Source organism: Burkholderia sp. BE17 (genome assembly GCF_009362305.1).
GTDB classification, from domain to species: Bacteria; Pseudomonadota; Gammaproteobacteria; order Burkholderiales; family Burkholderiaceae; genus Burkholderia; species Burkholderia pyrrocinia_C.
In genome coordinates this window covers 66,576-92,281 of record NZ_WHNU01000032.1, presented here as the reverse complement: position 1 = coordinate 92,281, position 25,706 = coordinate 66,576, and the positions used below count along the sequence as shown (strand labels likewise).

13 protein-coding genes and 2 pseudogenes are annotated in these 25,706 nt (G+C 60.2%); 12 read left to right on the top strand and 3 right to left on the bottom strand.

Features of this window, described 5'->3' with window-relative positions; genetic code table 11:
- Nucleotide 1 precedes the first annotated feature (1 nt).
- The 4 genes and pseudogenes from GD429_RS25760 to GD429_RS25745 all read left to right on the top strand — a co-directional run.
- Nucleotides 2-601 carry a hypothetical protein gene (locus GD429_RS25760; RefSeq protein ID WP_152861074.1) on the top strand — a complete coding sequence of 200 codons (600 nt, stop codon included), beginning with the start codon at nucleotides 2-4 and terminating at the stop codon, nucleotides 599-601.
- A gap of 849 nt (nucleotides 602-1,450) precedes the next feature.
- The gene (locus GD429_RS25755) at nucleotides 1,451-4,024 is read left to right on the top strand and encodes a YadA family autotransporter adhesin (protein WP_152861072.1); all 2,574 of its coding nucleotides are present in this window, start codon (nucleotides 1,451-1,453) and stop codon (nucleotides 4,022-4,024) included.
- A 104-nt stretch (nucleotides 4,025-4,128) separates the two neighbouring features.
- Nucleotides 4,129-5,178 carry an alpha/beta fold hydrolase gene (locus GD429_RS25750; protein ID WP_152861071.1) on the top strand — a complete coding sequence of 350 codons (1,050 nt, stop codon included), beginning with the start codon at nucleotides 4,129-4,131 and terminating at the stop codon, nucleotides 5,176-5,178.
- Between the two features lie 86 nt (nucleotides 5,179-5,264).
- Nucleotides 5,265-5,910: pseudogene (locus tag GD429_RS25745) on the top strand (IS5 family transposase); the annotation flags it as partial.
- A 562-nt stretch (nucleotides 5,911-6,472) separates the two neighbouring features.
- On the opposite strand, the gene GD429_RS42125 reads toward GD429_RS25745, so the two are convergent.
- Nucleotides 6,473-6,727, bottom strand: coding sequence for a helix-turn-helix transcriptional regulator (locus GD429_RS42125; protein WP_152861069.1), 255 nt, complete (start codon nucleotides 6,725-6,727; stop codon nucleotides 6,473-6,475).
- A 204-nt stretch (nucleotides 6,728-6,931) separates the two neighbouring features.
- Here GD429_RS42125 and GD429_RS42120 point away from each other — a divergent pair, with 204 nt between their 5' ends.
- The 8 genes and pseudogenes from GD429_RS42120 to GD429_RS25700 all read left to right on the top strand — a co-directional run.
- A complete protein-coding gene (locus GD429_RS42120; RefSeq protein WP_415748956.1) occupies nucleotides 6,932-7,573 on the top strand; it encodes an NAD(P)/FAD-dependent oxidoreductase in 642 nt (213 codons plus the stop codon).
- Between the two features lie 262 nt (nucleotides 7,574-7,835).
- The gene (locus GD429_RS25730; protein ID WP_152861067.1) at nucleotides 7,836-8,234 is read left to right on the top strand and encodes a hypothetical protein; all 399 of its coding nucleotides are present in this window, start codon (nucleotides 7,836-7,838) and stop codon (nucleotides 8,232-8,234) included.
- Between the two features lie 11 nt (nucleotides 8,235-8,245).
- The gene (locus GD429_RS25725; protein ID WP_152861065.1) at nucleotides 8,246-8,914 is read left to right on the top strand and encodes a hypothetical protein; all 669 of its coding nucleotides are present in this window, start codon (nucleotides 8,246-8,248) and stop codon (nucleotides 8,912-8,914) included.
- A gap of 54 nt (nucleotides 8,915-8,968) precedes the next feature.
- Nucleotides 8,969-9,646: an RES family NAD+ phosphorylase gene (locus GD429_RS25720; protein ID WP_193727192.1), complete on the top strand. Its 678-nt coding sequence runs from the start codon at nucleotides 8,969-8,971 to the stop codon at nucleotides 9,644-9,646.
- 401 nt (nucleotides 9,647-10,047) lie between these two features.
- Entirely contained in the window at nucleotides 10,048-11,211 is a 1,164-nt protein-coding gene (locus GD429_RS25715) for an ABC-three component system protein (protein WP_152861061.1), read from the top strand.
- Nucleotides 11,208-11,717, top strand: coding sequence for a three component ABC system middle component (locus tag GD429_RS25710; RefSeq protein ID WP_321574868.1), 510 nt, complete (start codon nucleotides 11,208-11,210; stop codon nucleotides 11,715-11,717). The genes GD429_RS25715 and GD429_RS25710 overlap by 4 nt, the downstream gene beginning before the upstream one ends.
- Nucleotides 11,717-13,672 (top strand): DUF3732 domain-containing protein, encoded by a 1,956-nt coding sequence (locus tag GD429_RS25705; protein ID WP_152861059.1) that lies wholly within the window; start codon nucleotides 11,717-11,719, stop codon nucleotides 13,670-13,672. The genes GD429_RS25710 and GD429_RS25705 overlap by 1 nt, the downstream gene beginning before the upstream one ends.
- Before the next feature lie 833 nt (nucleotides 13,673-14,505).
- Nucleotides 14,506-14,571: pseudogene (locus GD429_RS25700) on the top strand (H-NS family nucleoid-associated regulatory protein); the annotation flags it as partial.
- Between the two features lie 56 nt (nucleotides 14,572-14,627).
- On the opposite strand, the gene GD429_RS25695 reads toward GD429_RS25700, so the two are convergent.
- Nucleotides 14,628-18,932, bottom strand: a complete 4,305-nt coding sequence (locus GD429_RS25695) for a hypothetical protein (RefSeq protein ID WP_152861057.1) — start codon at nucleotides 18,930-18,932, stop codon at nucleotides 14,628-14,630.
- Nucleotides 18,929-25,327 carry a hypothetical protein gene (locus GD429_RS25690; protein ID WP_152861055.1) on the bottom strand — a complete coding sequence of 2,133 codons (6,399 nt, stop codon included), beginning with the start codon at nucleotides 25,325-25,327 and terminating at the stop codon, nucleotides 18,929-18,931. The genes GD429_RS25695 and GD429_RS25690 overlap by 4 nt, the downstream gene beginning before the upstream one ends.
- Between the last annotated feature and the right edge of the window lie 379 nt (nucleotides 25,328-25,706).

Genomic DNA, 25,706 nt, shown 5'->3' with positions numbered 1-25,706 from the left:
GATGCGCATGCAGCTGGCGAGGCGCGGCGCTGGTACGAAAGCGGCTGTTGTACCGGCCGCGATGTCGCCGGCCGGGCTGCGGCCATTGGTCCGGCCGGCCAGGGCGATCGAAGCAGTGCGCGCACCGGGCGCCACGACGGCTTTTACTGCGCGACAGGTGCTACTGAATGCCGAGGTCATGGCCGCGCAGCGTACGCTGGCGTTCGTCGAGACGGCAACCGGGCAACTGCGCGGGCTGAAGGGCGCGATCAGCGCAATGCTGAGTGGTGCCGAGCGCGATGCTTGCGACGCCGTTGCGCACATCGAGACGTTCGACGCGCTCTGGCGTGACCGGGCCGCACTGACATACCGGCTCGACCGCGCACTGGCCGCTACGGGCGTGCGCGCATCGGTGGCGGAGGACGGACAGGTGGACTTTACCGTGGCGGAATCTCGCTGGTCCGATGGACGAGATCATCTGATGGTGCAGGGTCGTGGGAAACGTTTCCCCGGTGGCCGGCCTGGCTGCGTACTGACCGATGCCGTCCCGGAAGCCGTGGATCCGGCACGCTGGCGATTGGTCGAACGTGCGTCGCAGCTAGAACCGCTGCTCAAGCTTTGAAGGAACGCGATACGCGCGATTCCGCGGCGCTGATCTTGCGTATCGCGCGGGCGCGCAGGCGATCGAAACGGCGGGACGATCCAGTCGTGGCTATCCAGGCGCTCCCGAGCGCGGGTTCTCTCAGGTGCATTTGATCAATGCGCTTGCCCTTCCAGGTTCTAATCAACCAACCGTCGTCGCAATGCAACTATCCGCACAGATTTCAGGTGTGCGTCCAGGACTTCGGCGGGCGTTTTCGATCAGGTTCGACTGATCCTTTGCCGTGCTGCGAAACGTGCGTCACCTTCCGGGCTCGCGAATCGAGGTCGGTCGTGTCAGCTTTCATCGTCGGTACGTCCGCAAGGGCGGGTTGCGAGCGCAATCGTGGACCGATTCCGCGGCCCATACGGCCTTCAAATGACGCGTACCCATGAAACGTCATCCGAGTCATTGCGTCCCCCACTCGATGCACGCATAACCCAAAAATAAATCGCAGCGTGCCCGCCCGAAAAACGCCACCGGATAATTCTGGAATTAACTCCAATAGCCTAAATTACAACGGTTTATTAATTAATTGTTGATAATCTATTCTCGATACGGGTAATCTGTTGTTCGACCGGCAGGCGACGCTCACTCGAAACGATGACGTGCATGCTGCGGATGGTGAATCGATTGAAGAGGGTGCTTGGAAACTACACGGATTCTACAGATCCGCCTGGCGCAAACAAATTGACGCAAGTGCGTAAATTTCTCGTGCGTCAGTGTGCGCCTGTGACGTGAAAATGCCAATAAATCAGGTTTGTAATCATAAATTAATTGGTGGCGATATCCAGTAGATTTTTTAGGTTGCGTTGAGATTTAGAGGAAAGAATGAGCAAGCGATGTAAGGTTGTTTCGGATGCGGTGCTGCATGCGGCGGTGCGTGAAATGTTTCAGGTTTCCATCGTATTGGTCACCGCCGCGGGCATCGGAGGCGGTGTGCTGTTTTCATCTGATGCGCGCGCAGGTGCAATGCCTGATGACCCATATGTCGGATATGAAGCATCCGATGTTAGCAGGTGTGTTAATGGCGATAAATCAGTTCGCGATTGTCTTAGATGGGATAACGCGAATGCCAGTGGCGTGCGTGGAACCCATTTGTCTCAGATGGCGGGCGGAAGTTTTGCCTACCTCACATCCAGAAACGGGACGACCGATATTGCGTGGTCTGGCGTATGGGCGGGGAATAAATCAGCTGGGCTTTTTTATGGCGACGACCCTTTAAGCGCGAACCGGATGGTGATCGATGCCGAAGGCACAACGATTGCTGGCAATAAGCTTGTCTTGTCGTCCACTCAGGGGATCAATGTTTCCGGTTCCAGAATCACCAATATTGCGGCAGGTGGGCAAGCGACCGATGCGGTCAACGTCAGCCAACTCTCGAGTGCGGTCGATACCCTTGGGGGCGGCGCAAAGGTGAATCCGAATGGGACAATTGCAGCGCCGAAGTACCAGGTCGGTGACATCACCTACGGTAACGTCGGTGATGCGATTTCGGCCGCAGCGGAGATCGGTCGCGATACCGATCCGAATGCGGTCGAGTACGACGATGAGGCCAAGAGTGCGGTTACGCTGTCTGGCAAGAATGGTACGGCGCTGAAGAACGTTTCAGCCGGCGCGATGAATGCGACGAGCCTGGACGCTGTGAACGGTTCGCAGTTGTACGGTGAGTCGAAGAGTGTGGCGAGCGCGCTGGGCGGCACTTCGACGGTGGACGCCGCAGGTAAGGTGACGGCACCGACGTACTCGCTGGACGGCGGCAAGAGCACTACGCACAACGTTGGCGATGCGATGTCGAATCTGGACGACCGCGTGACGACGGCTGCAACGAACGTAGACGAGCTGCAAGATGATTTTGTCGAATCCGGCCTGGTGGACAAGCGGACGGGCAAGGTGATCGAGGCGGCAACGTCCGAGCAGTTGAACGCCGCTATCGCAAGGATCGGCGATAACGACTGGGTGCAGATCGGCAAGGGGGCGAATGCAACGCCGCGCACCATTGCGATCGGCAAGGATGCCAAAGCCGGCGTGGAAGGGCTGGCGGGTGCCATTGCCATTGGCGAAGGGGCTCGGGCCGCCGCGTCGGGGTCGCGCTACGTTGCTGCTCCTGTCGCCGTGGGGGACCACGCGATCGTTGATGTAAGAAACGGCTCGGCATTCGGGGGGAGTGCCCGCGTGGCAGCGGGCGCGACATGGTCGGTGGCGCTGGGTGCCGATTCTGTCGCCACGCGCGTCAATACCGTTTCGGTGGGGGATGAGCGGGAGGACCTTCAGCGTCAGATCGTCAACGTTGCGGCGGGTACGCAAGACACCGACGCCGTGAACGTGGCGCAACTGCATGGCGCGGCCACGAGCCTGGCGAGCGCGATCGGGGGCGGCGCGACGGTCGATGAAAACGGGCACATTGCAGTTCATCCGATTGAAGTGGGCGGCCACAAGTACACGACGATATCGGAGGCGGTGCAGGCGGCTGCGGCGTATGGTGCGGCGTATGGTGCGACGGATTCGCTGGCGGTGCGCTACGACCTCGATTCGCACGGCAAGCCGAACTACGGTTCGGTGACGCTGGGCGGGCCGTCGGTAGCACCGGTGATGCTCTCCAATGTGGCCGACGGCAAGAGCCGGTACGACGCAGTGAACTACGGCCAGCTATCTGAACTGCGAAGCGACGTTGAAAACCGCTTCGGTACGATGGACCATCGTGTCAGCAAGATCGAAACCGAGGGCGGTGATGGCCGGGTCGTGACGATGGCCAATCTGCTTAGCGACGCCAACAATGTGGCAGCCGGCTCGGGTTCGACGGTCGACGGCGACGCCGGAAACACCGTGGCACTCGGTGCGAACTCGGCGGTGCAAGCGTCGGGCGGGACGGCGATTGGCGCGGGGGCTGATGCACATGCAATCAATAGCACCGCGATCGGGCAAGCTACATCAGCTCGCGGCGAGAACAGTACGGTAATCGGTCAAGGTGCGACAGCGTGGGGCAATAACAGCGTTGCAATCGGTGCGGATTCGGTCGCAGAGGCGGACAACAGCGTGTCGTTCGGCAACAGCGCCACTGGCACGACCCGCACGTTGACCAACGTGTCGGCCGGCGTTGCACCGACGGATGCGGTCAACGTCCAGCAGCTCAACGACTCCGTGAGCGGCTTGCGGTCGCAGGTCGAGCATGATCGTGCGGATGCGAATGGCGGCACGGCGTCGGCGGTGGCCATCGCGTCGCTGCCGCAGGCGCCCGCGCCAGGCAAGAGCGTCGTGGCAGTGGGGGGGGGGACGTATGCCGGTCAGTCCGCGCTTGCAGTGGGTTTGTCCACCTATGCGGGTCGCTGGATCTTCAAGGCGTCCGGCTCGACAAACACGCGAGGGACCGTGGCGGGCGGTGTCGGCGCCGGCTTCGTGTGGTGAGCAACCGAGATGAGGCGTCCGGAGCGAGATCGTGAGCAGTAACTCAAATCCGATGGTGGTATTTCCTCATCTAGCTTCATGAAGCTGATCTTTGATGAGTCTATATGTTCTCAATTTTTAAGAAATTTCCGATTGTGCTTGGTATGGCCGTTGCCGCCGTATGCGCGACTGCAGTCGCGGCCACCGTCCCGGCGAGCACCGGCAACGACGGGCCCGCGTACGGCCCGCGCCTGGAAGGGTTCGCGTATCCGGCGCCCGTGCACGAATACGCGTTCGTGTCGCAGCGCGAAACCCTCGAGATGGCGTACCTCGACGTGCAGCCCGCGCACCCGAACGGCCGCACCGTCGTGCTGCTGCACGGCAAGAACTTCTGCGCGGGGACCTGGGAGGACACGATCGGCGTGCTGAGCCGAGCCGGCTTTCGCGTGATTGCGCCGGACCAGATCGGCTTCTGCAAGTCGTCGAAGCCCGAGCGCTACCAGTACAGCTTCCAGCAACTCGCGCGCAACACGCACGCGCTGCTCGAATCGGTCGGCGTGAAGTCGGCGACGATCATCGGCCACTCGACGGGCGGGATGCTCGCGATCCGCTACGCGCTGATGTATCCGAAGGCGACCGACCAGCTCGTGCTCGTGAACCCGATCGGCCTCGAGGACTGGAAGGCGCTCGGCGTGCCGCCGCTGTCGGTCGACTACTGGTATGCGCGCGAACTGAAGACCAACGCCGACGGCATTCGCCGCTACGAGCAGGCGACCTACTACGCGGGCAAGTGGTCGCCGTCATACGAGCGCTGGGTGCAGATGCTCGCCGGCATGTATCGCGGCGCGGGCCGCGACGCGGTTGCGTGGAACTCCGCGCTGATCTACGACATGATCCTCACGCAGCCCGTGGTCTACGAATTCGGCGCGATCCGCGTGCCGACGCTGCTGCTGATCGGCGACAAGGACACGACCGCGATCGGCAAGGAGGCGGCGCCGCCCGACATCCAGGCGAAGCTCGGTCGTTACCCGGAGCTCGCGAAACGCACGCAGGCCGCGATTCCCGGCGCGCAGCTCGTCGAATTCCCGGCGCTCGGGCATGCACCGCAGATCCAGGATCCGGACGCGTTCCACAAGGCGCTGCTCGACGGGCTGGAGGCGGTGCGTCCGCAGTGACGCACGCAAGCGCTGAGTATGACCTGAGTTCTCGTTGAGAATAGCGAGCCGGTGATCGCCAGGCGCCGTGCCGAACATGGCAGCAGCCTTGGCAAATATTGCTGGATCGTCGAACGCGCGCATGCCACGGCAGCGGTATGACCTGCTGGCGAAGATTGCGGGATTGGCAGGCGGCAGGTGTGTGGGCCAGGCTGCATCTGGCGATGCTTCGCCGGTTGCGTGAGCACGATCAGATTGATTGGGAGCGGGCAAGCATCGATGGCGCCAGCGTTTCCAGCCCCCCGGGGGCTGGAAACCGGCCCCAACCCGACGTACCGGGGCAAGCTCGGGTCGAAACGACACATCGTCGTAGATGCGCGAGGGATTCCGCCGGGCGTCACGGTCACGGGGGCCAACCGGCACGATTCGACGGCAGTCGAGTCCACGCTCGATGCCATTCCCGCAGTGTCGGGCCTGAATGGCGAGCCCCGCAAACGCCCGAAGGGATACGACTTTGCTCGCTGTTGGCGTTACCTGAAGCAGCGTGGCATCATGGCCCGTATCGCTCGTCGACGTGTGGAAAGCACGGAGCGGCTCGGACGGCATCGCTGGGTAGTCGAGCCCACGCATGCCTGGTTTGCTGGCTTCGGCACACTGCGCATTCGATTCGAGCGTCGTCTCGACATTCAGGTTGCGTTGCTTTCCCTTGCTGCTGTCGTCATCTGTTCTCGCTTCGTTGATGGCTTGTGTTAGCGACTCTAAGGTGGCGAGCGTGCCGGATTCTACATGGGAGTCGTGCAGCTTCGTCGCTCCCGCTTTTTAGTGTTTATTTAGTGTTCGAGCGAGTCGGCGCGAGTTTCGTTTTAGAGGGCCGGAGCGAAAAGCCTTGCGGGCATTGGCTCGCAGCACAGCCACGATTCAAAGTTAAATGAGTCGTGATTGATTAGTTTAACCAACCATATCGAAAATGGATACGGGCCCCGTGCATGCACTACTACCGATGTACGGTCCGGGGTGATGTGTCGACGGGGAGAATCCAGCAGAGCGGTCGGAATCGACTCAAGAAGGTTTCTCAGAGGGATATAGCGCGTGCCGATCCATCGATCGTGCGCGTTCCATGACCAACATGTTGATGGGGGGCGTTAGAGTACGGATCGCTCGAAAAATATAGGGCAAGGAGACTATATGCGCGATGGCGCTAGATAGGCGATATTTTTTATTGTGGCGGCCGAATGCTGTTATTTGCTATTTTTGCGAGAGGATTAAGCATTGCGCATCGCGCCGTGGGCGAGCGGGTTTCTGCCGGTGAGCTTGCTCAGGAGTCAGGGTCGATGTTCTGGCGTGTGCCGGCTGCCAATGTGACGCGTAGGTTGGCCCCACTCCAGCGGGTCGAGGCACCTATTCTTTGAGGGGCTGGCAACTTGCCTGATCGCGTGAGTCGCCAAACGGTCGGGACGGAGATGCCGAACAAGCCGGCGACAGTCCGTACATCAACATAGGCAGCGTTAGGCAACTGGTCGAACTGCTGGAGGGCGTGGGGCAGTGCTGGACCGTGGAGGCTGGATGTCATGGGCTTACTCCGATGAGGATCAGTGCGGGTCAGGCCGCAGAATGTCGTTGCATGCACAACGCATTCAGTTTGGGCGACATCTCGGCGGACGGAGTGCTGTAGCACGGTGAAATAGTACGGATTTGACTATTTCACCGCACATGCTGATGGAGCAGTTGACGCCGTATCGGGAGATGTCCGACGCGCGGCGCTGTTTCAGTCGGGATGGCGGCTAATGTCTCGCCGATGTTCGATAGCGTCGCGGATCCGAGCCAGATGTTTATTGATGGTGCGGCGCGACAACGTCACGCCGAGGTCGTCGGTGGCGCGTTCGATGGCGGCGGGATCCAGGTTGCCGGCGCGCGCGGCGGCTGCGATGAGGATCAGGAGTGTGGTCTGCTCGCGCGGATCGAGCGGATCGGGATCGTTGCCGTGCGCTGGGTCCAGGGCTGTCTCGAGGGTAGCCGGCTGATCTGGGGAGGGAAGGTCAGTTATTCGACATTGCCGCCACGAAATCTCGGCGCAGCCATGCGACGGGACATGTTGAAGACCTTTCCGCAGTTGGCCGACGTTGCCATCGACTACGCATGGGGCGGCTTGGTTGACATCACGATGAACCGGGCGCCGCATTTTGGTCGTGTGCGGCCGACGATTTATTTCGCACAAGGTTTTTCCGGGCATGGGTTGAATGTGACCGCGCTTGCAGGAAAGGTGATTGCGGAGGCCATTAATGGCCAGACGAGTCGCTTCGAGCTGTTCGCGCGAATCCCTCACCGCGACTTCCCGGGTGGCGCGCTTTTGCGCATGCCGGCGTTGGTGCTTGCGATGGGCTGGTATCGATTGCGTGATGTATTGGGATTCCGATGAGTCGTTCTCCCGGGTGACCCGGCGCGGGTCAGGGTAGTCGTTCAGACGCCAGCAGAAGAAGGCAGCTTGCTTGCGCGGGCGGGCATGCTAGCGCTTGAGCGGGGAATGGCTTCGATGGACGGAGCCTGAGTTGAATCAGGCCCTTTTATTTAATGGGGTCTTAAGATTTCGACGGGCTCGCGTGGGAGATTTGAAAAAAATGGGAAAAGTGGAAAAAGTGGTGTAAGCTGGTCCCATGATCTTGGCCCAAGCGAGGGGCGAAATGCTGAACTGGGACGACGAAATTACTGCCATCACGGACGCAGAGGCCAGGATGCTGCGCATCTCGCTAAAGCGCGTTCAGGTCATTCTCGATCGGCATGATGTGTCGCAGGTTTTGCAGAATCCGCTGGTAACGGCCAAAGAACTGCGCGAAACGCTCGAGTCGATGTATAAGACGCTGCTTGCTCAGCAGGCGAGCGTGGCGTTTGCTCATCAACGCATGGCCGAGAAACTGGCACTGGCCGCGATCTTGCGGCGATGGGGGCGTGAGCGGCGCACGCGTGCCTTCAATGAAGGCGGTATCGGCCGGCTTCCCGCGGTGATCGCAAAGGTGACGCGTAGTGCGGCCGCCAGCATGCGCTTGGTGGCGCCGATTGGCGCGCCGCCCCGGCTTGCGTGAGGAATTGGCATATGGAACTGGTATCGAAAAAGCGCGTAGCGACGAACGGAGAGGTACGGGCCGTCGTCAATGGAAACTATCGCGGCGATCCCCATAAGCTGATCAGAGAGATGGCTTCCTCCCTGGTGGTGGAGTTGTCCGATCAGTTGCCGGGACTCGCGGATAGGCCAATCTGGAGTGTCGCCTTGAAAGTCTTCGAGCGGCGCTTGGAGGATTGGTTGGTGTCCGACGATGCTGCGGCGTTGGGGGGGAGGCGACCCCCGTCGCTACCAGTAGACATGTTGAGTCCTGCAGAGGTAGTGGCACGGCAGAAGCTGAGCGCACTGACGACCTTGTATCGCTATGACAAGGATGGAAAGGTCTACTGCGTGATGCCGCGAGCGAAAAAGAATGGCCGCATGTTTCCGGCGTGGCAATTTGTCGATCCGGTTCCCAGTCTTCTGCCGCAAGTCATCGCCGAACTGCGTGGAGTGATGCAGTTTGAACTACATGCTTTTTTTGTCACCGAGCAAGATGAGTTGAACGAGTTGTCGCCGGCGGAAGTACTCGCTGGGCTACCGTTCGAATCCCGGCACGACGTGCCGCCCGAACAGGCGCGGATGTTGTCACTTCCGGTCACGGAGAGACTGAAGCGGGTTCTTGATCTTGCGAGGGAGGCGGGGCAAAGCATGTCCGATTGAGTGGCCTGGCGAATGTCATTAAGAACGGATCCGTCACCGAAACCACCGGACTATTTGAAGGGCAAGATTCCTTCTGTTGCCGCATTGACCACGGCGCTGGAAAGCACCGTGGTGCATCAGCCGGTCGGCACGTTGTATTGTCGTGCGGCGTGGGGTCAGGAGTACCTCCTGCCCCACGCGCTGACGAAAGCCCATCGTTTCGGGCCCCCGAGAGCACTACGCGTGCCGAACGGGGCGTTGCCGTTTGGTTGGTTGTATCTCGCGCACGATATGGCGACTGCCATCTGGGAAAGTCAGTTCGCGAAATCCGATGCGATGGCTGCAGGTGGATTCTTTCTTGACCCCGTAGCAGTCGAGCGGGGTGTTCTCGGACGATTCACACTCACCCGAGAGTTGGCGCTATGGGATTTGAGCGGCGAAGCGTGCAGTAAGCTCGGCATTTTCGACACGATCTCCTCGCGGGACCACGAAGCGTGCCACTGGATTGGCTACAACCTCCGCCAAGCGATGCTGCAATGCGAGGCGAAGAGGATGCCGGACGGATTCCTGTATCCGTCGAGGCGGATGCGCGGCAGGCTGGCGATGGCGATCCGGAGCGATCTATTGGACGAACTGCGACAAGGTGCGGTGCTCGAAAGCCAGCCTTTCAAAGACAGTTCGGAATACGCGTTGCTGCAGAGCGATTCGCTCCGCGCAGATGTGCCTGATCCGACCGTGTCATTTGGCGAATAGGGTTTGCGTTTGGGGCGCACGGGGAAGTCAGTTATCGATTTCCCCGGCAGCGGCTTAAGTGATTGATCGACCTTTTTGATTCGCCACATGCTCAAGCCGTTCGAGGAAAGGTTTGCCATTGAAAGGCAGGCACTCGCATGGCAGGTCACGCTTGTCGCGTCGCAACGTATGTACGTAATGCGTCGAAGGCTCGACGTGGGAATGGCGGGGGAGCAGGGCGTTAGTGGTTACCCTATATTTCGCGCTTAACCCAAGTGATTCGTTACTGCTACCCTATGCATAACAAAACGTGCAGCGTAGTCCAAGGTTGAATTGCGCTGAAATTCGGGGAACATGATGAGGGCATTGACGGATTACCGGTGGGTAGCGCTCCATAGTTGCACAGACTTGGGGCCGATCGAATGACGTCATTGGTCAAGCATAGCGCGCCAGGCCCTTATCTGGGCTTTGCGCTGCAGCCAGTCCGGCTTTGCTATTACCTCCTCAGCAGCCCGCTAGGTGCTAGCGTTTCGCTAGAACTTCTGGACGATGTCGCGGTGCACTACACCGATGGCAATGTGCTATTGGAGCAATGTAAGAGCGCGCTTTCGCATAATGCTCTGTCTGATTGGTCAGAGGACCTTTGGAAGACTATTGCAAATTGGCTTGCGGTGATCGAGTCCAAGAAGGTGGACGGGGGCAAAGCAACATTTCACCTCTACGTGACGCCGCCGAAGTCGGGAAAGCTGAGCTCCGCTATTCATGACGCAACGTCTGCGGATGCAGTGGACCAGTTGCTCAAATTGGTCAAAGACAAACTCGGCAAGAAGGCCGAGTCGCCGAAGTGCCTGCCCTATGTGCAGCAGTTTCTTGACGTGGAGGCGGTTCTTCGCAATCAGGTTATCTGCAAGACTTCGATTCTGAGCAGTGATGTCGATCCGATACAGCCACTGCGTGATCTACTGGCACCCACTATTCCGGTCGGATCAATCGATATCATTTGCGAAGCCGCGATTGGGATGGCGCAGGCTTGGGCGGACCGTCTCATCCGTGCTGGCGAGCCTGCCCAGATCAGCGTCGGAGAGTTTCGGAAGCGATTTCAGGCTTTCGTTCAGCAGAACAACATGCCGGGCTATCTCGCTTCGCTATCCGCAGTGCCCACGACGATTGAGACGCAGGCCGTACTCACAAGTAGACCAACGTTTGTACGGCAACTTCAGTTAATCGAAGCCACGGAGAGGCAGCAGCTTCGTGCGGCCAGTGACCTCATGAGAACGTCCGGCGATAAGGCGAAGTGGGCCGAAGCTGGATTTATCTATGACGACACCTTTAACGATTGGGAAGACTCGTTGCTACGACGACACGAAGCGTTTGCTAACGAGGTCAAGGATCTTCATTCCGACAAGCCGGGGGGTGTGCAGGGTCGACTCGTCTATGGCCGATGCTCGGTTTTGGAGGTGCCAATAGGCAATCGCACGGTGCCGGACTATTTCACTCATGGTGCGTTCAATGATCTGGCGAACAAGCGGGAGCTTGGCTGGCATCCGGAGCACAAGTCCCTTCTGGATGACGAGGAGGAGGCGTGAGCGAAATCGTTCAACTACACCGCCTGAGCGAGGCTGCGCTGGTTCAAAACGAGGCGCTGGGTGCCTATGCGCTTTGGAAGTTTGCCCTTGGATATCAAGATCGTGACGGCCATGCAGCGACGCTGCCCTTGGCATTTCTTGTTTTGCCGCTGATTCTGTATAGCCCAACCTTGGAGATGGTGTTGCGTACGCAGAAGGGATCCGGATTGCATCTGTTCGCCGGCAAGCTTGGGGATCAGCGGGAAGAGCTTGTTGCTATTCACGGTCGAGCATTGTCATTGAGAAGGCTAACCCTAGATTCGCTTATGTCTGCGGAGCAGTCCGGTTTGGTTCGGATCGATCCGATGACGGCCACGATGTGGGCAAGTACCCCATACGACGATTTGCGCACACCTGTATTGCCGGAGCGCATTCGACGCCTCGGACTCGCCAGCGAAAGGATTGGCTACTGGTTTTCCAGCCTCACCGATCAGCAGGTGGCTCACACACTGAAGGTGGGATTCTAATGTATTTCCAGCTACGACAACTCATTTTATGGCCGCGCCGTGGCGGCGAACCACGTATCGTGAAATTTGAGCCCGGCGTTGTCAATGTTATCAGCGGAGCGTCGAAGACCGGCAAGTCGTCGGTGATTCCGATAGTTGACTACTGTCTCGGGTCGGAAAAGTGCGCGATCCCGGTGGGTGTGATTCGCGAAAGCTGTTCTTGGTTTGGTGTGCTGGTCGATACCCTTGAGGGGCAAAAGTTGATTGCCCGCCGGGAGCCCGGAGATCTGAAGGCTTCTGGTGACATGTTGCTGTTGGAGGACGTGGCAGTTGAGCCACCCGCTGTCATCCTGGAGAAGAACCAAACGGTTGACTACGTCAAGGCAGTCTTGAATCGCCTTGCCGGACTGTCAAACCTGCAATTTGAGCCGGGTAGTGAAGACCGGTTCAAGTCACGACCAAGTTTTCGCGATCTGATGGCTTTCCTATTTCAGCCCCAAAACATCGTCGCGAATCCTGATGTGATGTTCTTCAAGGCGGATACGACGGAGCATCGCGAAAAGCTAAAAACGATTTTTCCTTACGTCTTAGGTGCAATTAGCCCGGAGCTCTTGCAAGCACGCCACGAGTTGGATCGCATCGGGCGGCTGCTTCGCCGCAAAGAGGGCGAGTTGAAGGCGCGACAGGCTTCCGGCGCTTCCTGGCAGCGAGAAGGTTTTGCTTGGGTCCGTTTGGCGATTGAGTATGGACTATTGCCGCCGGACACCGCGGTCCCGAACGATTGGCCATCGATAGTGGACCTGCTTAAAGCCGCAATGCAAAGCGACACCCAAGTTGCGGCCCCAACCTTGGCCTCGATGGACGTCATAATGGGGCGCCTCACCGAGTTGCGGACCGCCGAGTCCAAGCTTGTGATGGATCTCAATCAGTCTCGTAGCCGGTTGCACGAACTACGGCGTCTCGATGAAAGCAGCGATACCTTTCGGAATGGCCTTCAGGTCCAGCGTGACCGGTTGGAATTGTCGAAGTGGATTCGCCAACTCGTGTCTGATCGGCCTGCGGCGGTGCTGGAGCCGAGCGATGCGGGAAGAGCGCGCATTGACCAGCTCTGTGACGCGCTTGATGGCATAGAACTTCGGCTACGATCGCATCCTGGCGTGACGGAATCTCTCGGACGAGAAACGCTTCGTCAGCGCGAAGCCGTGGATAAAATCCTCGCGGATCTTGCGGCAGTACGGCAAGAAATACGAACACTGGAAGGTCAGTCGGAAGCCGCGCGCAAGGTGACGACACGTGGGGAGGAGATCTCACGGTTCCTTGGTCGCCTGGAAGAAGCGCTCAGGCTGTACGAAACGCTGGATACGTCTTCGGCACTTAACGAGGAAATTTTATCGCTGAGGACTCAAATTGAGGCCTTGAATCAGCTGATCTCCGAGCACGAAATCGGTCGGAAAACGGAAAACGCGCTGGATACGATCCAGGCGATTTGTTCGCGGCTGGTTCCACAGCTTGATGGCGAGTGGCCGGATGCCCCAATCCGACTCAATGTCCAGGATCTGACGGTAAAGGTGATTCGCGGTACACGCGATGATTTCCTTTGGGAGATTGGTAGCGGCGCAAACTGGCTTGCATACCATGTGGCACTGACCCTTGCGCTGCAAGGCTATTTCCTTAGCAAGCCAAATCATCCTGTACCGGGTTTGCTCATCTACGATCAACCTAGCCAAGTCTACTTTCCGACGCTGCGAGCGGGAAAGGCGTCGCGAGAGAACCTAGACCCGCAATGGGGTAATGAGGACGTAGATGCGGTGCGGAAGGTGTTTACACTGCTGGACAACATCATTGCAAAGACCACGGGTCGGTTACAGGTCATCGTGCTGGATCACGCCGATGAGGAGGTCTGGGGCGGATTGGCAAACGTCGTCCGTATCGAAGAGTGGCGAGGACAAGGCTTGGTGCCGGCGGCATGGCTTTGAGGGGCACGACAACATTGACTGGGATAGCCGTTCTAAAAGCAAGTGATGACTGGTGGCCGAGGGAAAGGTTTCCCGAGCTTACTCTGACTGAATACCTACAGAACGTTCATGAAAGTTCCGTCTGCACTAATCGCGGCTGCCGAGAAGGCAATACGAGACTGCCGTACACAGCAGAATCGCGTTTTTGGAACGGGGAAGTGGCGGAAGTGGCACGGTTAGTCTTGCAACTGCCCAAGAAGCTGGTACTGGAGTGGCGTCCGTACCTGCAAAGCGGTGAACTTGATGTGCTCGGGGTTTTTGCTCACAAGACCCCCAAGGCGCGCTGCACGGATTGGCACGGTAAATCACGGGTAGCTACGCGTCTTTTTGAAACCGTCTCTTAGCGGGGACAAGCGCATGTAGCAGTCTTCGCGATCCCGTGCGTGACCCCGACGGTATCGATGACGGTATCTCTACAAAGGCCGTCATCGGGATGTGCGGTTTTCGTGGATCTTCAACAAAACATGCCTTGATTTTCCGGTGCGGTCTCTCCGGTACCGGCAACAGCCGACCGGATTCTTCGGTATCTTTGACGGTATCGTTGCTACGCGACCGCGTGTAAGCGCTGTCTCCGCAAAGGTTCAGTCCATCGATTGACAATCGAGTGGGTATTGGATCGTGACTGCACGCTCTCAATTTGGTGGCAGCTTGTCCGGTCATGCCCCTCCAGCATTTCCGTTTTCTTTCGTTGCCGAAACGCACGTTAATTTGCCTAGGAATTAGGATGAGGTTCGACGTAGGTTCGTAGGCAGAAACATGTCACGTGATGCAAATCAACAACTGCGAAGTACCGGAACCCCAAGACTGGTGAAACGTGGAGCGGACGTGGTCGCGCTCCTGCCCATATGATCGTTAGTTTTCAACAAGGGAGGCAAAGTGCGGCAGGGATTGAGTCGGCGCACTCCCCATTTTTTCACTATCCCAATTTGCGCGCGTTCGGCTTAACCGGGATGAACCCTACCGCGTTTTGCCCAAACTCCAACTGCTCAAGAAAGAATACGGGGCCGGATACCTTTTCTGCGGCGGCGTCGAATCCGCTCACAAAGCGTCCGCGCTCCATCAAGCAGATACGCGTTCTGAAACGCTGCTGCGCGTGCGTTATCGATAGCTGCTTTCGCCAGACACTGAGACCGCGTTGCGCATCGATGCTACCGCTCATTCGGACGGGCTCGCCAGCACGTTGCCAGATCGCCGGGCCATATCCCGGAGCCGCCGTTTCCAATTGAAGCGTAAGCTCGCGATCGCTCAACGTTTGCGTCTCCATCGGCGGGCCCCATACGACGACGTTGTAGCGACTGGGGTCGCCGACCTCGGTGATTACGCTTACGGAACGCTGATCCTGCCACTGAATGAAGTCGACCATCGTCACCGGGGAGAACAGCGCGTCGGGAATCGCGTCAGGCTGGTAACGTGCGATGGCGAGCTGAACGAACGGTTGGGTAGCGTCGGGCGGGACATCGAGCGATATGTCCACCCGCCAGGCATCGCTGCTCACGTCGAAATCCGGTTCGTAAAGCACCGCTTCGACATGTTCGTTGTCGGGTATCGTCGCCACTCGACGCGACGCCGGCAGGAAATGTCGTGCCAGAAGCGGTTGCCTGATTTTCCCATCGACGGCACGCGTGGCGTCGGCACCCCATGACGATATGCGCAACGGTCCCACGGTCATGCCCGGGTAATCGACGCTTCCGTTCCGCTGAACGAAGACGGCCAGAAGTTCGCCCGGCCCTGACGAATACCATCCACGTTCCAGTTTCAGCGTAAGGGCCGTTTGCCGGTCGCTCCTGACAAAATCGGGTTGCTGCGACCGGGCGAAGCGAAACGCGGGCAAGATGTCTCGTACCACCGGAGCCGCTGGCGGTACGCTCGCCAGCACGTTGACCACAACGCCTCGCCCATCTCGCTTTAGGACAATCCGTTCGGGCGTGACGCCTTCGGTCGCCGGCAGGGCATTATGGGCGACCGGTACATAACGTACAAAACGATGCTTGCCGTCGGGCAGTGCGAATTCGCCGTTGATCCATCCCTGACCGGGCACCTCGATATCGGGACGCTTCAGCGTATTTACCCGGATTTCGGGCAACGCGCTGTCAATGGCGCGATGCCACGCCGAAGATGCGTCCATGACGACCGCTTGCGGGCAGTTCGGCGCCGTGGCGTAGTGGACGTCGTCGGCAGCCGGACGGGCGGGAAGCTCGACGGGAGGGCCGATTGTTGGATCGTCGATCGGGTCGACCCAACGAGCGAGCACATTTAGCCCGCCCACCGAGCCGGGGGATGCCCTCAAACGGAAGGCGAACGGCTGGTGCACTGTGCCAGTCGCTCGCACAAATGCGATCTTGGCGTCACCCGCAAACAGTTGGGCCATCGGTGGCACGGCGACAAAATGATCGACGTCGATCACCGACGTCTCGCTAAGCAGATTGCTGATACCTTGCGGCGGAAATGGCAACCCATCCTGATGATCGGACGCCCGGGCGAGCAGGGCATCCCAATGCGCACCCAACACACCGTAGGCATGCTTGGCTTTCAGATCTTCCGGCTGCCCAATGGGCCAGGCAACCAGGCTGAACTGTTCACCGGCAGGTACGGCCACCTGAAGCAATGCTTCATCAATTGCCCCCGTTAGGCGACGGTACCGCAGCCCCGGCATACCAGACGTGGTCGTGCCATCGAACTCCACCCGTAGTGCGACTGCCTCCGGCCAACGGCGCGCGCTGGGATAGAACGTATGAATGCAACAGATACCACGGCCGTCGAGTACGATCGGCCACCACTGTCCGTCCGCCGATTTGCGCGCCAACGCTACGACGAGCGCCGACACCAGCGGGTCGGGATGATAGGGCAAGGAACGGTCGTTGGCGCCGTGCACAAACACTGGCAACCCGGAGCGAGACGCGGACGGTGTGCGTCTCTTGTCCCAAGCCGCATCGGCGGGCTTTCGCACCGAAGTGGAATCCGTCACATCGATAGTCGGGAAGCCTTTGGCCGTGCGGGCGTACGCGGTGAACGCGCTGTCGCGAGGCACGCGCCCGGTATCAAATGCGCCATGTCGATCTAGTTCAAATAAGTCGTTGATCTCCCCAGGTAGCCAATATCGGACACTTTTTTGCCGTGTCGACGATGAGTCGTTGCCAGAATTTAGGACAACGCGTGTCAACGTCTCCGGCGGAAGGCCACGAGCGGGCACGGGCGCCTTGTTCAGCAACACCGCCGGCGCTTTGAGTGGCTCGTAGCGCAGAAGCTGGGTCCCCAGAACGTGCTTCATGTCGACGTCTGTCGAATCGTGAGTGTGCGGCAGACAGGTGCCGTCGCGCATCACCATACGCACCCGGGCATGTACGCAAAGGCCATATCGGAAGACAGGATTACTTTCGGGAATGGGAGAGACTTCCGCACGCAGCGCGCAGTGCTTGTCTGTGGCGGTATCTGCTCCGGGCACGGGGACAGCAGGGTTCCAGCCACTCCATGCAAACAGCTCGTCGTCCGCGACCCAGGTCTCACCGAGTGCGGCAGACATCCTGTTGAACGGAATGAAACCGTCTTCCCGAGTCGCAGCATCGGAACCGGGAATGTCGGTCAGGAGCACCTCATTGAGACGGTATTTCAGGCGTCTCGACAGCAGGGCCCGCCACGCCTTAGAGATACATATCTCGGGGCGTACACCGATCAAAAGCGATTGCAGCGTCAAGATGGTTTCTTTCCCGCTGGCGGATGCCCCCTGCTGCATCACACCTCGCCTGGCCATGCCGTGCATATGTAGCGACAACGGCCCCGATTTGAAGCGGGTAAGAAACTCGGTGTCGAGAGGCTGTTTGTCATCCGGCGCGTGCAAGGCATAATCCAGACGACTGGTCGTCGTCTTGACGGCGCCAACGACGTGCAAGAGGCTCTGACGCAACTCCACGTTGGTTAGCCGCGCGTTGCTCAGGTCCATCAACCCCGACGACATGGCGATGTAGCCGTCGGCTTTCGCATCGTCATCGGCAGGCCAACCGTCCTTGCCCACCCGTGTCCAGACCGTTGGAGGAGACTGGACGAACGATGGCTGCACCGCGATTTCGAAGGGTTGCCCGGCGTCGCGCGCAGCGAGTGCATTCGGAAACGGGGCGAGCGACAATTGATGATCCGTCAGCATGCCCAGCCGCATCTGCAAGGTGAACGCGTGCCCGATAGCCGCCAGCCGATTCGGCGGCGGGTCGTCCATGGCTTGTAGATGCTTCGTATCGCAGGGCGCCATGCCGACGATCGCCTCTTCGACGACGATCTGCATATTGACCGGATCGACCTTGACCTCAAGGGGCTGTTGATCCTGCGGGGGGCGCGACAGCCGTTTGGCGATGGCGTAAAGCGATTCGTACGATACGCCCGTTGTTGCCTCGACCGCGGCGATCGCCTGCCAACCCTCCGCCTTGGCGCCGGTGGCCTTGTTCCCTCTCGGGGCGGACTCGCTGTAGGCCGTTTTCAGCTGATTGAAGAGATTCGCGACGCGTGGTTCGGCCTTCATCTGCACCGTGTCCGAATCGAGTCGACGGACCCAGCGTTCGAGTTCCAGCGCGGACAACTCTCCCGGAAGGTAGGTATTCAGGATGGCGCTGGCGGTTGCCTTGAGTACGCCGTGCGATTCGTCGGCAAGTGAGAGCGTGCCGAAAGCCGTTCCCAAGGGCGTGATACCGGGCACTGTGGACACGATGCTGCGACCGGAAATCGAAGGCCGCATCGGTAGGCTCCGGGCTGCCACGCTTCGCGTGTCATGCAGCGTGGCAGCGACCTGCATGCATTGGTCATGTACGGTCGACATAGCGTTCGATGCGCCCTCCAGCATTTGCACGAGCGCGTGGGTCTGCCAGCCGAGACTGGCCGGCTCGGGCACGCTATCGGCCTGCCCGGGATCCTTGTGGACCTTTGGCTCCGTCAGCACGGCGACGGCAGGGGCTTCACAGGGCGGTGACGCAAACGCCGCTTGCCAGACGTCGCCGTCCGGCGCTGACGGCCACGGCAACGCAGCCTGTTGTCTCTGTGTGCCGGGATTGACGCCGGCGGCGATGCGCACGAACACCGTGAACGCCGGCTGTTCCGAGGGTTTCGGCCAGTCGACTTTCTCCATTTGCGCAATCTCGGGGGGCAACCACTGAAGTGTGACCTTCAGGGTTTCCGAGCCCTCGAAGCCTTTCGGGATGACGATCCAGCGCCCGTCGTGCAAATCGATCGTCTCGCTCATCTGTGACTGTCTCCGGGAGGCGGCAAATCCTGCAGGGCAAAGGCGGAACGGTAGGCGTCCCAGTTCTGCTTGACGTCCAATGGCACATTGTCGACGGGGGCCGGTTCGCTCGCCGGGGCCGACTCGCCTTGCGCCCTCGCCTGAATTGCCTCGCGCGTCGAGGTGTGATACTCGACCGAATAGCGGAGCGTCCACGAGAAGATGCCTACGCCGACCGAGACGGAGAAGCGGCCGACGCCGCTGACTGCCCCCGCTGATTGGTATGTCAGACTCACGCGCAGATCGATGGAAACCGACACGATGCCAAGGATGCTGGCATGCCCGCCCGCGTAGAAATAGCCCTGTACCAGCGCGCCCTGGGCGTTCTGCGCGAAGTAGACTCCCACGACGATCCGTCCGGCACCACTCACCGGCCCGCGCCTGAAGCCTCCCACCAAGCCATACTCCATCGCGGCACTCAACCCTACGAGCCGGGTGCCCGCCATTTGCATCTCGAAATACATGCCTCCGCCGTAGGGCGGCACGCTGACGAGACACGGCATCTCCTGGCTGCCCACGGCGACGGAGAAGATGGCAGCACGGTCGTCGAACGGCAACGCGATCGCAGCCTCGAAGGTGAAGTTGAGGATGGTCAACGGCCCCAACTGGATATCGCTGCCCGACATGCGATATCCCCCTTTGATGCCGTAGAGCATCGGCAGAACGAAGGGGCCGCTCGCCCCGTTGACCCATGCGTCCAGCCCCTTCAGAAAATCAAGCGGGCTATTAATCGTGGTGCCGTCGATCTGCGGCGCCTCCAAATGGAATTGGCCGTCGACTGCCGAGAAGGCGAGGCGGGTGACACCCAGCGTCACCATGTCGAACAGGTTGATCTCGAAGTTTGTCAGTGCCCCCTCGAAACGGCTGGCGGTACTGCGCGTGATCAGGTCGGTCTCCACGGCGGCGTTGAGCTTCAGCCTGGCATTGCCGTGATGATGAGGGACGAACACGTTGTCGTAGCCACCGATCTCCCGCTCGACATCCAGTGTCGCGGCGATGCGGGCCGGCACGACGAGCGCCAGCAGGGCATTTACCTCATTGCGTATCATTTCCAACACGCGTGCTTCGATCTGCGCGGGCAACTGCTGTAGCAGACGGCCCCAGGTCTGGAGTTCCGTGAGCAGGTTGTCTTGCGGATCCGTGAGCTTTTTGCTCAGCGCGATGAGCGACGGGGTATCCGGATCGCCGGGAAGGGCGGCGGCCTTGTGGTACGCATCCGATAGCGATTGCACATGCTGGACGATGTGTACCGTTTGGGTCTTAAGGGATTTGCCGATGAGCGCACACAACTCGGGACTGAAGTCCGGCGTCTTGCTCGCGATAGCGTCGAGAATCACCGCGATGCTTTTCCACGCCGTCTGCGCGACGTGCCGCAGGGCAGCGTCGGTGTCGATGATGGCTTGCCTGAACTGGCCTGCCGTCGGCGCCGACAAGGCGCGATACGGATCTGCACTTACCGCCGAGGCATCGGAAAAGCGAACATCGAGCAGATTACCCAGGGCTTCGCACATCGCGAGGGCGCAACGCTCGATCTGCATGGCGTCGCCAGTCGCCGCTTTTACCGCGGCGCTCAACGCGTCGGCCGTTTGATCGACGTAAGTCGTAATCACCGTGCCGGGCAATGTTGCCAGGGCCGGGTCAACCAGTGCTTTCCGAAGGCTGTCGAGATCGTTCCCAAGTGCAGTCATCGTCGCTTTCAGACCCGTGATCGCCTGTTGAATGCCGTCGCGCGCTTTCGTGTAAGCCGCCTCACGCCGCCATGCGTCCGGCATGACCTCAAGGGCCGCAAGCATTTCCAGCAGGACTTGATGCGCCCGGTTCACAGGAGCGAGCAGCATGGCGTCGGTGACCTCCCCGGTGTGCCCCGACACGACGAGCTCGCGCAAATGCTTGCCCAGTGCCTCGAACGGGGTGGCGCACGCTTTCGCCGCCACCGGCGCGTCGAGTTTGTGGCGATTCCACACGTCCTCCAGCGCCAGCGCTGCGGCGACGACCGCTTTACACAGCTCACGGGCATTGGCGGGGGTCTTCTGAAGCTTGGCAACGTCGTGGCGCACTGCGCTCAGTGCGCTATAGACCTGTTGTGTCGGCCCGCTGCTCTTGAAATGAGTGATCGCTTCGGGAAGCCCGAAACCTCGCACGTAGTAGTTCTGATAGCACCGGACCAATGTGTGTAGTTGTGCGAGCGCATCGTTGATTCCCGTCACGGATGCCTCGATGGCACTCAAGTCATTGCGGTGGGCGATGGCGTACGCCACGACTTGATTCGCGAACGCGTCGGACAACTCAGCATATGCCGCCGACGCACGATCTTCGAACACCGCGACGACCGACGCCAACTGTTGCTTTGCCTCGTTGCAGGCCTGCTCGAGTTCTGCGCGTATGGCGCTCGCTACGGTCGTTACGGCGGCGGATATCGGGTCGAGATACGTCGCCTTCAGGGTTTCGATTTCCTTGAGATGCAGCAAGGCTTCCGGGTGCGCGGCAATGTCTCGCAACGCGACGTCGATCTGGCGAACCTGCTGTGTCAGTGCGGCGGTACGCTCTAACAAGCCCGGGACCGTCTCCTGACTGTTCGCGAGTTGTTTGCCCGCCTGTTCGAGCGCGGCGACGGCGGAGAGCAGCTGCGCCCCTTGGGGCGTGTTCGCAAACGATGCCTGATTGTTGTCGCTCAGCGTATTGTGCACTCGCGCCGCAGCATTGCTTACCCGAGCACCGAACTCTCGCAGCTTCGGCGCCAGCTTGTCGGATTGCGCGCTGATCGACTCCTCGATCGAATCGACGAATTTGGGCAGATCGTCGAGGCCAACGATCTTGAAGACTTCTCGCAGGGGGATGATCCCGAGCAGCTTGGCGTCGACGGCAAACGGATTGGCGACACTGAGCGTTTGCGATGATGACGATGCCCAATCGCCCGGAGGAGGCGGTGCGGCGGGGGCACCCGACGGGTTAGCCCCTGTCGACGTTTCCCCATGAGTGGCGGGCGCAGGGGCTGTGTCCGGTGCCGGGACTGCATCCGCAAAGCCGGCGAGAAGCCCCTTGCTACGAGATAGAGCGTTAGCCGACATGTTAGGGGTAGCCACGCCGCCAGAGCGTTGCCCCTTACCGGTAAAACTCATTGCGACCGGGGTGACAAACGAAAGGAAAACCTCAGCGGGATTGACGGGCTGCGTCCCAGCAGCGGCGCGTCGTTGGCTGTCAAGGGAGGCCGTCGTCCCGGTGAAACCTACCGCCCGATACAGTTGCGCGTACGTGCCCCGGGTCTTCTGCGGCGACGATTGTCCAGAGACGCGCTGAATGGCATCCAGTTCGACATCCGCGTCGACCAGCACCGGGTAGAAGGGCGGTTGACGGTGCGCCTCCAGCAACGCCGAATTCACCATCGCGCGATTGACAACCGCGTGAAGGTTTGCAGAGTACGTGATCAGTCGGGTATCGCCGTAGCGCAGCGACGGCGCGAAGGTGATCCTGGCCCCTTGGGTGGTTAGTGCAGCGCCTTTTTCGTTGAAAGCGCGAACGACGTTATCTAGGTTCGTTGGATCGTGGATGACGTTGTTTCCGACGAATGCCATCGGTATCGTGCCGGTGCCGTCGCCACCGATGCGAAGCTCGAACGGATAGCGGATGTCCTTGTCACGAGACTGTGACGGCGCGCAGATCCAGAAGGCGTCCAGCCCTAGACATTCGATGTCCCACGTCTCTGGCGCGTCGATCTGCAGATCGCCCTTCAGCGTCATCTCGAAGCGCTCCGGCTGGAAGCACCCATTCAGACTTTCGAGCGGCTGGCCGACCTCGCACGGGAACGCCTTTACAGGGTCCTCCACTCGCACGAAATAGCGCTGCACGGGCAAAACCAGATAACCACGGTCCGTGTGCCATTCGGTCTCGAACGTTGTCTTGACAATGACCGAGATGCGAAACCCGAAGGGCAGGAGATAACCGCGATGGAGTACGCTGTCGAACTGAGGGCGGCCGAGCGTCGAGATATGCTTCCAGGCGGTGACATGCAGGCCCAGCGTCGTGCCATTGTCGAGCTGCAATGCAGGCGGGTCCCAACGACTGTCGCTTCGCAGGGAAGCCCCGAATGCCGTCAGCAAGAGCCGCTGCGCCTGGATCGGCTGCGGCACGTAGAGGCCGTGCTGACCATCGACGTTGGCGGTACCCGGGATGGCTGGCTGCCCCCATCGCCCGGAAAGCCAGACCAGTTCGTTGCGGTCCTGCTGATCGAGTGCGGCACGTATGGGGTCGGTCGGTGGCTTCGCGCTCGCGTCTGTCTGGGTCGCGTCAAAATGCTGCCATCGCTCGTTGCCGTGATCTGCTGATGCGATGGCGCGCAGTGGCAAGTCGGTCGCGCTGGTGTCGGTCCGCGCCTGAGTGGGGGCGCCGCCGCCCGGCAATGCGTAAGGGCGCAGATAGAACAGTGGCGTGAACGTCTTGTCGCTGGTCAGTCGTCGAGGGGAGGACGCCATGCGGGCCAGTTCGTTCGGCGATATATGTATGCGCCACGGCAATTCGATGTCGGTGAAATTTTCCAATGAGGCGTCGCCTACGACACTGGATAGGGCGCGCCATTTCGGTTCCTCGCTTTGCGCGCGAGGGGCGACGTGGAACTGCCACCGCTTGCTATCCAGTAAGGCCGCGAGCGAAAGTTCGAAATTGCGCGCTTGCCCTTCACGCAAGGTGAAGCGCAGCACCGAGTCGCCAGCAACACGCAATGCCGACAGTGCATTGGGCACCTTTTCGTCGCCGCTTGGCTCCGGGGCTGGACGGTTGCACACCCTCTTGGCACCGCCTGTCTGATCCGCGTTGGCATCATTGCCGTTCGACAGCGAAGCGGGAGATACGGGCGCGACCCTCGGTGGCGATCGATAGAACGCCTGTTCCGAGAACGACTGCGCAGGCAAGCGTAAATGCAGCAATGGAGGGGCCCTGACGCTGTCGACACGGCGACTGCCGTCGAGCGAAATCACGAAGCGGCCAACTTGCCTTTCGAGGCTGAACCCGTCCAACGAAGCGCGCAGCCAGAGGCCGTCCTCGGGGCGCGTGAACTCGATGACGACGTTGGCGAGCGAAATCCGCTTGCGATGCCACGGGATGGCGTCCAGCAGTTTCGAGATGGCGTCGGGTTGAGGGGGCGAGCTACCCTCCAGAAAGTGCAGCTGAACGCCAATGCCGTCCGCATCGATCAGCGCGCCTTCTCGCCAGACGACTGCACGCTGCAGCGCCTGTCCTTGCGTATTCTCTGCGAGCACCAGCGGGTGGCAGTCGACACATTGTCCCGTGAGCGCGAGATTCTCGGCCTGCAAGGCCACCTGATTCGTGGTGGCGACGAGCAGCGCCGTAGGGGCATCGGAAACGACGCGCGCATAGGAGACCTCGTCAGCCGACAGGGTGATATGCGGCTCCGGCGACCATCCGGAAGCCGACGTGTGGAGTCGGGTAGGGGCGTCTGCACTGGCCAGCCAGGCGACCGCAACTTGTCGCGCGGGCTGCTCGACAAGTTCGAATCGAACCTGCGACGTGTCGAATGGTGCGCATTGCAGCGCGCTGCCCGACACGTGTGGCCGTACCGTACCGCCACCCGCCGTACCGGCATCCATCGTCAGATGCGCGGCGCGCGGCGCCGTCCCTGGGATCAGGCGGTCGTCGTCGTTAGTGATCGGACCGATGACGCATACCTCGAACTGCCCCGTCATCTGACGCGCTGCGACGTGAAACCCTGAGGCTGATTGCAACCTCAGGCCGAGATTGGGCAGAAGATCGGCGCGCGGCCTTGGCGGCCACTCGATGTCCAGTCCACTCAAGACGGCAAAGCGAGGGATGTCGGTCAGGTTACCGAGCGAAAGCGTCGCGCGGCCGTCGATCCAGTCATCCAGATCCACCGATGCCGCACCGCGGACCATCGCATGGCGAACTTCGAGGCACAGGCGATCGTTGACGCGCGCAACGCGCAGCGACAGTGCACAAGGCGTCGACAACCCGGGCAGCGAGGCGTCGGGTAACGACACGTCGGCGTAGGTCGGAGTATTGACAACCCGGCAAGCGTGCTGTGGCGATAACCAGTCCACGTCGGCAGCCCACACGACGCGGGCTCGGGAGATGAACGCAAATCCACTGGCGGTACGGCGTGCTACGACAGCTGGCGTGAAACGCGAAGTGGCGTGTGACGTGAGGGTGACGGGCGCCGAGGAGGCGCACAGCGCCGCGGATTGCCAAAGAAACCGTCGTCGGGCCGGGCTACGCGGGACATCGTGGGAAAGTGACGGATCGGCGTCGCTGGCGGAGACGCCTTGCGACGCGGTGGATTGCAGACATCGAATTACCGGCGTGAGGTTCAGACGCTTCTCACCCATCATCCCCCCCAAGTCGGGTATGAACGGTTGCGCAACGGCCGTACGGGGCAATCCGTGCATCGCACACGGTGACGTACGGGGATGAACATCGAGAACTTGTCCGGGCACCTTGCATTTCGGGACTACAGGGTCAACTCTACGTCCTGCAGCGACCCCACACTCAAGGGATGGCGAAATCGATCGCAATTTCGTCGAAAGAATACTGCAGAACGTAGGTATCAAATATTTTGAATTGCTCGCGCAACGCCTAGGATTTTCCCGAATGTCAGTCCTTCGGATAAAACCTGACACTGAATGAATAAGCAAACATTTACAAGGCATTGCAGGTGCAAGAGGCAAGGCTCGAGATCATCTTCCGCCGTTTTTGTATTCAGGACATCAT